Source organism: Bacillus sp. RC252, from assembly GCF_044909215.1.
GTDB classification, from domain to species: Bacteria; Bacillota; Bacilli; order Bacillales; family Bacillaceae_G; genus Bacillus_A; species Bacillus_A mycoides.
Genome location: NZ_JBIYDV010000017.1, coordinates 102,895 through 113,288, shown reverse-complemented (window position 1 = coordinate 113,288; position 10,394 = coordinate 102,895). Strand labels below are relative to the sequence as shown.

Here is a 10,394-nt window from a genome sequence, read left to right as displayed (position 1 = left end):
GCAGAGAGGTCACACCCGTTCCCATACCGAACACGGAAGTTAAGCTCTCTAGCGCCGATGGTAGTTGGGACCTTGTCCCTGTGAGAGTAGGACGTTGCCAGGCAATTCGGAGGATTAGCTCAGCTGGGAGAGCACCTGCCTTACAAGCAGGGGGTCGGCGGTTCGATCCCGTCATCCTCCACCATTTAGCCGACTTAGCTCAATTGGTAGAGCAACTGACTTGTAATCAGTAGGTTGGGGGTTCAAGTCCTCTAGTCGGCACCAGAAAATCATGGCGGTTGTGGCGAAGTGGTTAACGCACCGGATTGTGGCTCCGGCACTCGTGGGTTCAATTCCCATCAGTCGCCCCATTTTTTCTTTTTAAATTATAACATGCGGGTGTGGCGGAATTGGCAGACGCACTAGACTTAGGATCTAGCGCCTTTGGCGTGGGGGTTCGACTCCCTTCACCCGCACTTTTAATAAAATAACTCAAACATGTCTTGCGGAAGTAGTTCAGTGGTAGAATACAACCTTGCCAAGGTTGGGGTCGCGGGTTCGAATCCCGTCTTCCGCTCCAATTTTCAGTATGACATGCCGGGGTGGCGGAACAGGCAGACGCACAGGACTTAAAATCCTGCGGTGGGTGACCACCGTGCGGGTTCGACCCCCGCCCTCGGCACCATATGCGCCCGTAGCTCAATTGGATAGAGCGTTTGACTACGGATCAAGAGGTTAGGGGTTCGACTCCTCTCGGGCGCGTTTTTATTAACGGGAAGTGGCTCAGCTTGGTAGAGCACCTGGTTTGGGACCAGGGGGTCGCAGGTTCAAATCCTGTCTTCCCGATATTTTCAAAATATGGGGCCTTAGCTCAGCTGGGAGAGCGCCTGCCTTGCACGCAGGAGGTCAGCGGTTCGATCCCGCTAGGCTCCACTTATTTGAATATAACTTATGGCGGTGTAGCTCAGCTGGCTAGAGCGTACGGTTCATACCCGTGAGGTCGGGGGTTCGATCCCCTCCGCCGCTACCATAAAGGACCTTTAGCTCAGCTGGTTAGAGCAGACGGCTCATAACCGTCCGGTCGTAGGTTCGAGTCCTACAAGGTCCACCACTCAAAGTTCATATCTCGGAGGTATACCCAAGTTCGGCTGAAGGGATCGGTCTTGAAAACCGACAGGCGGCGAGAGTCGCGCGGGGGTTCGAATCCCTCTACCTCCTCCATTTTTTCTAAATTAAATATTATATCATCGCGGGGTGGAGCAGTACGGTAGCTCGTCGGGCTCATAACCCGAAGGTCGCAGGTTCAAATCCTGTCCCCGCAACCAAATGGTCCCGTGGTGTAGTGGTTAACATGCCTGCCTGTCACGCAGGAGATCGCCGGTTCGACCCCGGTCGGGACCGCCATTTTTTTACATAAAGGCTCGGTAGCTCAGTCGGTAGAGCAGAGGACTGAAAATCCTCGTGTCGGCGGTTCGATTCCGTCCCGAGCCACCATTTTGAAATCGCAAGCCGGCTTAGCTCAATTGGTAGAGCAACTGACTTGTAATCAGTAGGTTGGGGGTTCAAGTCCTCTAGCCGGCACCACTTTCAAAATGAGCCATTAGCTCAGTTGGTAGAGCATCTGACTTTTAATCAGAGGGTCGAAGGTTCGAATCCTTCATGGCTCACCATTTTTAATTTAATGCGGGTGTAGTTTAGTGGTAAAACAAGAGCCTTCCAAGCTCTGGTCGAGAGTTCGATTCTCTTCACCCGCTTTTTATGGGCCTATAGCTCAGCTGGTTAGAGCGCACGCCTGATAAGCGTGAGGTCGATGGTTCGAGTCCATTTAGGCCCACCATAATTATTCCGCAGTAGCTCAGTGGTAGAGCTATCGGCTGTTAACCGATCGGTCGTAGGTTCGAGTCCTACCTGCGGAGCCATATTATAGAGAAGTACCCAAGTGGCTCAAGGGGCTCCCCTGCTAAGGGAGTAGATCGCGAACGCGGTGCGAGGGTTCGAATCCCTTCTTCTCTGCCAGATTTTGGCCCGTTGGTCAAGTGGTTAAGACACCGCCCTTTCACGGCGGTAACACGGGTTCGAATCCCGTACGGGTCATACTAAAAGAGATAGCATAATCTGCTATCTCTTTTTTGTTGTATATATGTTATCTAAAGCGAACTTTTAGTAGTCTGCTTTTTTTATAAAAGATGGAGTATGAAAAGGTCATTATAGGGGGGGGTTGTTCTACTGGAAAAGATACCTAAAATGTTAAAGCATCTTTCGCTAGATAACCACCTTTACACTGATTTCGCCATCGCTCTACTGAATATCAAGTTCACTGCAATCACGATGACTGCACCGATAAGGGTTGCAAATACACGGTCGAACAGAATGATAAACTGGAACGGCTTGCCGGCTTCCATGATCAAAATAATGAGCGGGATCATGGTTGCAGAGTATACAAGATAATTTCGAACCTTTAGAAGAGGTCGAGCACCTGCGAATAGCCCGATACTTATAACTAACCCCCAAATTGGTAGACTAGTTGCGAGAAGCAAGCTCGCAACAATCACGCCGATTACTGTACCAAGCACTCGTTGTGTTGTTTTGATTGGAAAGAGTTATATTTTCCGCTGAGTAAGGATTGCTACGGTAATTGCAATCCAATAGAAGTGGTGCTCGGGCCAAAGTATTCGCAATCCCTCAGCTATACCTAGACATAATGCGAGCCTGATTGGGAATTGCCAACTGGATAGGTGTGCAAGAGAGTTCCACCATAGAATGATTTTTTTCGATGTTGGCCCTTTCACAGCTCCATCCAGCGATGATTTAAAACAACGGTGTACCCAGATGCCTAGCACCAAGCTGATACTGACGGTCCAAATCGCCCCTGCTAAGACTGAAAAAATTAGTTCCATCCGGTACTCCGTCTGGTCGACCATATTGAGGATGATAATCAGGAATACGACAAAGCGTGTTGTTGCCACCGCCAAGGCACGACTATATCCGCCAATTAACGCAGCAAGGCTTACCAGCAGGATCAAGACTCCAAATGTCAGATAGCCATGTCCGAAAGAGAGAACAGCAGCAATCGCAGCGAGCACTACTGATATCAGCGCTGATGCCAACCTTTTCCCGTGATTTATAAAACTCGAACCGACTTTCACGCTACTGACTGCCAAACTGCCGACCGATGCAGCAAAACCAAGAGCGGGATAGCCTAGAACTGTGGCGAACAGAACGGGTCCGACCATACCTATGCCGGCGGAAATGAGTTCTACTATTTCTACCTTGGCCTCCTTAGACCAAGAAAACACTTGAGCCCTATATGTCTTTACATTCATCTATAGCACCTCTTCCGACCCAAAGAGTAGGGTACAGTTTAATAATAGGCTCTTTCTTTAATCCATGGACATGTGGTGATACCTATGTCCATCAGGCTAATATTTTGAAGTATCCCCAAAATGAAAATTTTATCTTTCCAGAGTTATTTATAATAATTCAGCTCATTTTTTTCGATATGGGGAAATACCAATTTCTTAAGTTGATGGCAATGTATGGTGACCCCTTATAAAAACCTCTAAAAGTATTGCTGCGGATTTACAAAAGTTAAATGATGAGAATTATGTGAAGGCTAACTTCTTCGCTCCAGCCAAATTTTGAGGTGGGAGTCTTACTACCCACAAATAGCGGGATAAATAATATAGATAGAAGAAGCTATTCTTGTCGAAACGTCGATATAACCAAAGTTGTGTTCGATATAATTTCACTTACCAAGAAAACTTTAAGAAAAAACCTTTCACAATCTAAAGAAAACGCCTCCATTGAGATGGATTTCACCCGCATTCTAACAACTTTACACTCTATGTGAAAAAGTTCACAAATAGGTCATAATTTGTGAAGGAATTCACAATAATCCGTGCTACAATATGTATGTAAAGAAGTTAAACAACATTAAATTAGTATTTTAATTAATTACTTAAACAATAATAAAAAATAGATGTAAACAATTGAAAGGGGAAATTAACATGAAAAAAGGTATCAATCGCGTAGTATTAGTAGGAACAGGAGCTGTAGGTTGTAGTTACGCTTACTCAATGATCAACCAAGGTGTAGCTGAAGAATTCGTACTAGTAGATGTTAATGAAGCAAAAGCAGAAGGAGAAGCAATGGACTTAAGCCATGCGGTACCATTCTCTCCAGCACCAACAAAAGTTTGGAGCGGTAGCTATGCAGATTGTAAAGATGCAGATTTAGTAGTTATCACTGCTGGATTACCACAAAAGCCAGGCGAAACTCGTTTAGACTTAGTTGAGAAAAATACAAAGATCTTTAAACAAATCGTTCGCGGTATTATGGATAGCGGATTCGATGGAATCTTCTTAATCGCAACTAACCCAGTTGATATTTTAACTTACGTAACTTGGAAAGAATCTGGTTTACCGAAAGAGCGCGTAATCGGTTCTGGTACTACTTTAGACTCTGCTCGTTTCCGTTACATGTTAGGTGACTACTTAGATGTAGATCCACGTAACGTTCATGCTTACATCGTTGGTGAGCACGGTGACACTGAACTTCCAGTATGGAGCCACGCTACTGTAGGTGTACAAAAACTAGAAACAATCTTAGCGAACAACGAACAGTATAACCAAGAAGATTTAGATAAAATCTTTGAAAATGTACGCGATGCAGCTTACCACATTATTGAGCGTAAAGGCGCAACTTACTACGGAATCGGTATGTCACTACTTCGTGTAACTAAAGCAATCTTAAGCAACGAGAACAGCGTATTAACTGTATCGGCATACCTTGAAGGTCAATATGGTGAGAAAGATGCTTTCGTAGGTGTTCCAGCTGTTATTAACCGCGAAGGTGTACGTGAAATCGTAGAACTTGAGCTAAATGAAGAAGAAAAAGCGAAATTCGCTCATTCTGTAAAAGTATTAAAAGAAACAATGGCACCAGTACTATAATAATCGCTAAATAATTCAGAGGCGGGAAACTGCTTCCTACCTCTGAGTTTTTATATAATTTAATATAAATTCCTTTTCCGGTTTCCCTTGTATATCCCCAATATACCCCTTTTGCTGGATAAGGGTCGTTTATAGAAAAGAGCACTCTACTTTATATAGAGTGCTCTTTATTATCCCGCATTAACGGGCAGTAAGACCCCCACCTCAAAATGCAGCGAAAGCAAAGAAGTTAGGTGGGGGATCAACTGCCCGTAAAAGCCCGATTTGTTCAACTAATAATCAGTGGTGGATGAACAAAACCCCCACTGATTAAAGTTTCACTTTATCATTTTTTAGGTGTTAATCCTAATTTCTTTAAAATATCTGCCAGTGTACCTCTTTTTGATTTTTCTACAGGTGTTTGTGATTTTGCTGCATCTGGTCCTTTTTTCAAGAATTTCTTTTCTACGAAGCGAATGTCTTTTTCGTCGACGATGCCGTCATTATTAAGATCGCCATCTTTTACAGATACTCCTTTTTTACCATAGTTATTAGCGATAATTTCAGCATCTTTAATATCAATTATTTTATCGCCATTTACGTCGCCTGTAAGGTTTTCATCTGGACGAGCATATTAATATTGACCGAGTAGCTTACCATCTTTTTCAGTACCTAATTTCGTTGTTAGACGGTTTGAAATGAATTACCCGATGTTTCAGAATCACTGAAATAGGCGAATACACCGCCGAATGTAAGGGATAAGCCAAGTGAAGCTGTGACAACTCCCATTCCAACCTTTTGTTTTAATGACATAAGAAAGCCCCCTAATTTAATTTTTATCAGACTTTCGCCTGGAGCATCGATAGAGTAAACATAGTGTTTCAGTATGAATTATATTTGCGAAAGTTCAATGTTCTTTATTGAGAATGAGTATATGCTTATGAATTTTCCATTTCAATAAAATTGTGACAAAAAATATTGAGAAACATTTTTTTATGACAGATTATTTTGTTACGATTTTAAGTGATAAATAGCGAGTAAAATAGGATAAATCTTATGAAATAAAGGTTGAGAAATAAATAATAGGATGAAAGGCTAGTAGGAAATGAAGCGTTTGCAATGAATATTCGTCAAAATTCGATAATTTACACGGAAAATGTGAAAATTTTAAGTGAAATTTAAGAAAAAAACGAATATTTTTTAAAAAATAACAAGGATATTTCAGTTTTTCGCAGAAATGATAAAGAGTAAAAAAATTCTGTCATCTTAGTGAGGTGAACATATTGGATGTAATAAATTGTGAAGAAGTGAAACGAGATGAGTTTCATACAGAAAAGTACTATGACAGTTATAACATCTTTGGGGCACATATTGTGACGGAAGATGGGATGCGAGGTGTACGATTCACAGTATGGGCTCCTCATGCAAAAGCAATGAGTGTTGTTGGGAATTTTAATGAATGGGATTATGAGCAACATAAGATGCTACAAGTGACAGAAGAGGGGATTTGGTCCTTGTTTGTACCGCATATTGAAGAGAATGAGATATACAAGTATGCGATTGAAACGATGGACGATGCCGTTATTTTAAAAGCAGATCCTTACGCTGTATATGCAGAAGTAAGACCAAATACGGCATCTGTAGTTTTTGATATAGAGGGATATGAATGGAATGATAAAAACTGGATTCGTAAGAGAAAGAAAAAATCGATTTATAAAGAAGCGATGACAGTTTATGAATTACATTTCGGTTCTTGGAAAAAGAAAGAAGATGGCGCTCTGTATTCTTACAGAGAAATGGCCGAGGAGCTCATTCCGTATGTGGTGGAACATCAATTTACACATATTGAAATTATGCCGCTTGTTGAGCATCCATATGATCGTTCTTGGGGATATCAAGGAACAGGATATTATGCAGCGACAAGTAGATTCGGCACGCCACATGATTTGATGTATTTTGTCGATGAATGTCATAAATATGGAATCGGTGTCATTTTAGATTGGGTGCCGGGGCATTTTTGTAAAGATGCTCACGGTTTATATTTGTTTGATGGGACACCGACTTATGAATATAAAGATATAGATGTACAAGAAAACCAGGTATGGGGAACTGTTAATTTTGATTTAGGAAAGAGGGAAGTACGTAATTTCTTAATTTCAAATGCGTTATTTTGGATGAGGTATTTCCATATTGATGGGTTCAGAGTAGATGCAGTTGCGAATATGCTGTACTGGAATAAAGAAGGAAAAGAGCAAAGCAATGAACACGCCGTTTCTTTCTTACGAGAGTTAAATGAAGCCGTGTTTGCAGAAGATGAAGAGTTTCTTATGACAGCGGAAGATTCAACAGCTTGGCCACTTGTAACAGCTCCAACATACGAGGGTGGACTTGGATTCAATTATAAATGGAATATGGGTTGGATGAATGACGTGCTGAAATATATGGAATGTGCGCCAGAGTACCGGAAATACATTCATGAGAAAATGACATTTTCTTTAATATATGCTCACTCTGAAAACTTCATATTGCCGCTTTCTCATGATGAAGTCGTTCATGGGAAAAAGTCGTTATTAAATAAAATGCCGGGAGATTACTGGGATAAGTTTGCTCAGCTTCGTTTATTATATGGATATTTCTTTACTCATCCAGGTAAGAAATTACTCTTTATGGGTGGAGAATTCGGGCAATTTGATGAGTGGAAAGACCTTGAAGATTTAGATTGGAATTTACATGATTTTGAAATGCATCGTAATATGCATGATTACTTTAAAGAGCTCATAGCATTGTATAAGCGCTCAAAACCACTTTGGCAGTTAGATCACTCGTCTGAAGGATTTCAGTGGATTGATGCTAATAATAATGAGCAAAGTATTTTCTCGTTTATCCGCCAAGGGGATAAGCAGGAAGATGCGTTAGTTGTCGTATGTAATTTTACGAAAGCTACATATGAAAACTATAAAGTAGGTGTACCGGATTTCGAGTACTATAACGAAATTTTAAACAGTGACTCGGCGCAATATGGCGGATCGGGGCAAGTTAATAAGAAACGTCTCAAGACGATTCTAGAACCATACCATAATCAAGAGGCACATGTAGAAATTACAATTCCACCATTTGGCGTATCCATATTACGACCAGTGAAGACGAGAAAGGGGAGCAAAAAACAAGATGGCTCAAAAACAAAAGTGCGTAGCAATGTTACTAGCAGGGGGAAAAGGTAGTCGTTTAAGTGCATTAACAAAAAATTTAGCCAAGCCAGCTGTTCCATTTGGTGGTAAATATCGCATTATTGATTTTACGTTAAGTAACTGTGCAAATTCCGGTATTGAAACGGTGGGGATTTTAACACAATATCAACCGTTAGAACTTCATAATTATATTGGAATCGGAAATGCTTGGGATCTTGATCGTGTAAACGGTGGAGTCACTGTGTTACCTCCTTATGCGGAGTCTTCAGGTGTGAAGTGGTATACAGGTACGGCAAGTGCTATTTATCAAAACTTAAACTATTTAAGTCAGTATGAACCAGAATATGTTCTTATTTTATCTGGTGACCATATTTATAAAATGGATTACAGTAAAATGCTAGATTATCATGTTGAGAAAGAAGCGGACGTTTCAATTTCTGTTATTGAAGTGCCTTGGGATGAAGCAAGTCGCTTTGGCATCATGAATACAAATGAAGAGATGGAAGTTGTTGAATTTGAGGAGAAACCGCAATTTCCAAGAAGTAATCTTGCATCAATGGGAATTTATATTTTTAACTGGGCTATTTTAAAAGAATATTTAGAGATGGATGCGAGAAATCCTGAATCTAGTAATGACTTCGGAAAAGATGTACTTCCGCTTTTATTAGATGAAGGGAAGAAGTTGATGGCGTATCCATTTGAAGGATATTGGAAAGATGTTGGAACGGTGAAAAGCTTATGGGAAGCGAATATGGATTTACTTCGTGATGAAACATCGTTGAACTTGAACGATCGTAATTGGCGCATTTATTCTGTGAATCCAAATGAGCCACCTCAATATATTGCACAGCAGGCAAAAGTAGAAGAGTCACTTATTAATGAAGGATGCGTCATTGAAGGGGACGTGAAGCATTCTGTTTTATTCCAAGGAGTAACGGTAGAAGAAGGTAGTATGGTAATCGATTCCGTCGTTATGCCTGGGGCAAAGATTGGTAAAAACGTTGTGATTGAAAGAGCGATTGTTGGATCAGAAATGGTTATTGAAGATGGGACAATAATTCGCCCAGAAAAAAATGTTGACGATGTAGTACTAATTGCTGAAGGAAAATAGAAAAGGGGGATGAAATGAATGGGAGAAAAAATGTTGGGGATTATTAATGCAACGGGAAGTTTTCCTTCCTTAAAGAAAGTAACAGGGCATCGTTCATTAGCGGCGTTACCGTTTGGAGGCCGTTACCGACTCATTGATTTCATGCTTTCAAATATGGTGAATTCTAATATTCATAGCGTGGCGGTTTTTACAAGTCATAAAAATCGTTCTTTAATGGATCATGTCGGTTCAGGAAAACAGTGGGATTTAGATAGAAAGCGTGATGGCCTGTTTTTATTCCCACCGAACTGCCAATGTGATCATGACGAATTTGGATCTTTTGCACATTTTAGAAGACATATTGATTATTTTCTAAGAAGCAGAGAAGAATATGTTGTTATTACGAATAGCCATCTTGTAACAGCGTTAAACTTTCAAGCGGTGTTAGAGCGACATATACATACGTCTGCAGATATTACTGAAGTTTGTCATGAAGGGGTTTCGCTTCAAACATATGTGTTAAAGAAACAATTATTGCTAGACTTATTTGAGACATATAAAGATGTGGAGCAATACAGTTTATTTGATGTAGTGAGAGAAAAGCGAGGGGAATCACTGCATATTGCTAAGTATGAGCATACAGGGTATGTAGCTATTATTGATTCGATTGAAAGTTACTATAAACATAGTCTAGAAATTTTGCAGCCTTCTATTTGGAAGCAATTATTTAAGAAAGAAGCACCGATCTTTACGAAAGTAAAAGATGAGCCACCAACTCGTTATATGAAGGGTGCAGTAGTGAAAAATACAATGGTTGCAAACGGCAGTATTATTGAAGGGGAAGTGGAAAATAGTGTTGTCGCCCGTTCTGTTAAAATTGGAAAAGGTTCAATTGTACGTAATAGTATTATTATGCAAAAGAGCCAAATTGGAGATAATTGTATAATAGACGGTGTTATTATTGATAAAGATGTGAAACTTGGCGACGGCGTAGTGTTAAAAGGAAGTGCTGATAAGCCATATGTTGTAGAAAAAGGTAGTGTACAAAATAGTACAATCAACAGTTATTCGTAAATAGCAGGTGCATAATTAGTGGGGGATTTAGAAAACCCCCACTAATTAAGGTTTTACCCTATATGAAAACTTGAAGGGAGGAAGCTGTAAGAAGAGCGATTTATGATGTATACGCTTTTCGTGCAGTGGAAC

The 10,394-nt window shown here is 40.8% G+C and carries 4 protein-coding genes, 22 tRNA genes, 1 rRNA gene and 3 pseudogenes; 27 read left to right on the top strand and 3 right to left on the bottom strand.

The annotated features are described in order from the left end of the window. The 23 genes from rrf to ABH960_RS22095 form a co-directional block, all read left to right on the top strand. Positions 1-103 (top strand): 5S ribosomal RNA (rrf, locus tag ABH960_RS22205); the annotation flags it as partial. A gap of 5 nt (positions 104-108) precedes the next feature. Next, a tRNA-Val gene (locus tag ABH960_RS22200) sits at positions 109-184 on the top strand. Positions 185-188: 4 nt separating this feature from the next. Then, positions 189-264 (top strand) — tRNA-Thr (locus tag ABH960_RS22195). Between the two features lie 10 nt (positions 265-274). Continuing rightward, positions 275-350: transfer RNA gene (locus ABH960_RS22190), tRNA-His, on the top strand. Positions 351-374: 24 nt separating this feature from the next. Further along, positions 375-455, top strand: a tRNA-Leu gene (locus ABH960_RS22185). A gap of 29 nt (positions 456-484) precedes the next feature. Then, a tRNA-Gly gene (locus tag ABH960_RS22180) sits at positions 485-559 on the top strand. Positions 560-575: 16 nt separating this feature from the next. Next, positions 576-664 (top strand) — tRNA-Leu (locus tag ABH960_RS22175). A gap of 3 nt (positions 665-667) precedes the next feature. Continuing rightward, a tRNA-Arg gene (locus ABH960_RS22170) sits at positions 668-741 on the top strand. A gap of 10 nt (positions 742-751) precedes the next feature. After that, positions 752-825: transfer RNA gene (locus tag ABH960_RS22165), tRNA-Pro, on the top strand. Between the two features lie 14 nt (positions 826-839). Next, positions 840-912: transfer RNA gene (locus ABH960_RS22160), tRNA-Ala, on the top strand. A 20-nt stretch (positions 913-932) separates the two neighbouring features. Further along, positions 933-1,009 (top strand) — tRNA-Met (locus ABH960_RS22155). A gap of 4 nt (positions 1,010-1,013) precedes the next feature. Continuing rightward, a tRNA-Ile gene (locus tag ABH960_RS22150) sits at positions 1,014-1,090 on the top strand. Between the two features lie 17 nt (positions 1,091-1,107). Beyond that, positions 1,108-1,200 (top strand) — tRNA-Ser (locus ABH960_RS22145). Between the two features lie 27 nt (positions 1,201-1,227). Beyond that, positions 1,228-1,304: transfer RNA gene (locus tag ABH960_RS22140), tRNA-Met, on the top strand. A 3-nt stretch (positions 1,305-1,307) separates the two neighbouring features. Beyond that, positions 1,308-1,383: transfer RNA gene (locus ABH960_RS22135), tRNA-Asp, on the top strand. Between the two features lie 14 nt (positions 1,384-1,397). After that, positions 1,398-1,473, top strand: a tRNA-Phe gene (locus ABH960_RS22130). A gap of 14 nt (positions 1,474-1,487) precedes the next feature. Then, a tRNA-Thr gene (locus ABH960_RS22125) sits at positions 1,488-1,563 on the top strand. 10 nt (positions 1,564-1,573) lie between these two features. After that, a tRNA-Lys gene (locus ABH960_RS22120) sits at positions 1,574-1,649 on the top strand. A 13-nt stretch (positions 1,650-1,662) separates the two neighbouring features. Continuing rightward, a tRNA-Gly gene (locus ABH960_RS22115) sits at positions 1,663-1,733 on the top strand. A gap of 6 nt (positions 1,734-1,739) precedes the next feature. Next, positions 1,740-1,816 (top strand) — tRNA-Ile (locus ABH960_RS22110). Between the two features lie 7 nt (positions 1,817-1,823). Further along, a tRNA-Asn gene (locus ABH960_RS22105) sits at positions 1,824-1,898 on the top strand. A 6-nt stretch (positions 1,899-1,904) separates the two neighbouring features. Next, positions 1,905-1,995: transfer RNA gene (locus ABH960_RS22100), tRNA-Ser, on the top strand. A 6-nt stretch (positions 1,996-2,001) separates the two neighbouring features. Beyond that, positions 2,002-2,073: transfer RNA gene (locus ABH960_RS22095), tRNA-Glu, on the top strand. A 182-nt stretch (positions 2,074-2,255) separates the two neighbouring features. Here ABH960_RS22095 and ABH960_RS22090 read toward each other — a convergent pair. Further along, positions 2,256-3,302, bottom strand: a pseudogene (locus ABH960_RS22090) (FUSC family protein). A 684-nt stretch (positions 3,303-3,986) separates the two neighbouring features. On the opposite strand from ABH960_RS22090, the gene ABH960_RS22085 reads away from it, so the two are divergent. Continuing rightward, on the top strand, positions 3,987-4,931 hold the full coding sequence (locus ABH960_RS22085) for an L-lactate dehydrogenase (RefSeq protein ID WP_002129674.1): 945 nt from the start codon (positions 3,987-3,989) through the stop codon (positions 4,929-4,931). A 325-nt stretch (positions 4,932-5,256) separates the two neighbouring features. Here the strand turns inward: ABH960_RS22085 and ABH960_RS22080 are convergent. Both ABH960_RS22080 and ABH960_RS22075 read right to left on the bottom strand, forming a co-directional pair. Further along, positions 5,257-5,610 (bottom strand): annotated as a pseudogene (locus ABH960_RS22080) (dockerin type I domain-containing protein); the annotation flags it as partial. Next, a pseudogene (locus ABH960_RS22075) lies at positions 5,604-5,723 on the bottom strand (TasA family protein); the annotation flags it as partial. The pseudogenes ABH960_RS22075 and ABH960_RS22080, both read right to left, overlap by 7 nt. A gap of 470 nt (positions 5,724-6,193) precedes the next feature. Here ABH960_RS22075 and glgB point away from each other — a divergent pair. Genes glgB through glgD form a run of 3 tightly spaced genes read left to right on the top strand, consistent with a single transcriptional unit; the run spans position 6,194 to position 10,262 of the window. Beyond that, positions 6,194-8,131: a 1,4-alpha-glucan branching protein GlgB gene (gene glgB / locus ABH960_RS22070; protein ID WP_404448451.1), complete on the top strand. Its 1,938-nt coding sequence runs from the start codon at positions 6,194-6,196 to the stop codon at positions 8,129-8,131. After that, positions 8,079-9,209 (top strand): glucose-1-phosphate adenylyltransferase, encoded by a 1,131-nt coding sequence (gene glgC, locus ABH960_RS22065; RefSeq protein ID WP_404448449.1) that lies wholly within the window; start codon positions 8,079-8,081, stop codon positions 9,207-9,209. Before glgB ends, glgC begins: the two co-directional genes overlap by 53 nt. A gap of 18 nt (positions 9,210-9,227) precedes the next feature. Continuing rightward, positions 9,228-10,262 (top strand): glucose-1-phosphate adenylyltransferase subunit GlgD, encoded by a 1,035-nt coding sequence (glgD, locus tag ABH960_RS22060; RefSeq protein WP_404448447.1) that lies wholly within the window; start codon positions 9,228-9,230, stop codon positions 10,260-10,262. The last annotated feature ends 132 nt before the right edge of the window (positions 10,263-10,394 follow it).

Coding starts and splice junctions, on each gene's coding strand:
- ABH960_RS22085 (WP_002129674.1), top strand. CDS start 3,987: ATGAAAAAAGGTATCAATCGCGTAGTATTAGTAGGAACAGGAGCTGTA.
- glgC (WP_404448449.1), top strand. CDS start 8,079: ATGGCTCAAAAACAAAAGTGCGTAGCAATGTTACTAGCAGGGGGAAAA.
- glgD (WP_404448447.1), top strand. CDS start 9,228: ATGGGAGAAAAAATGTTGGGGATTATTAATGCAACGGGAAGTTTTCCT.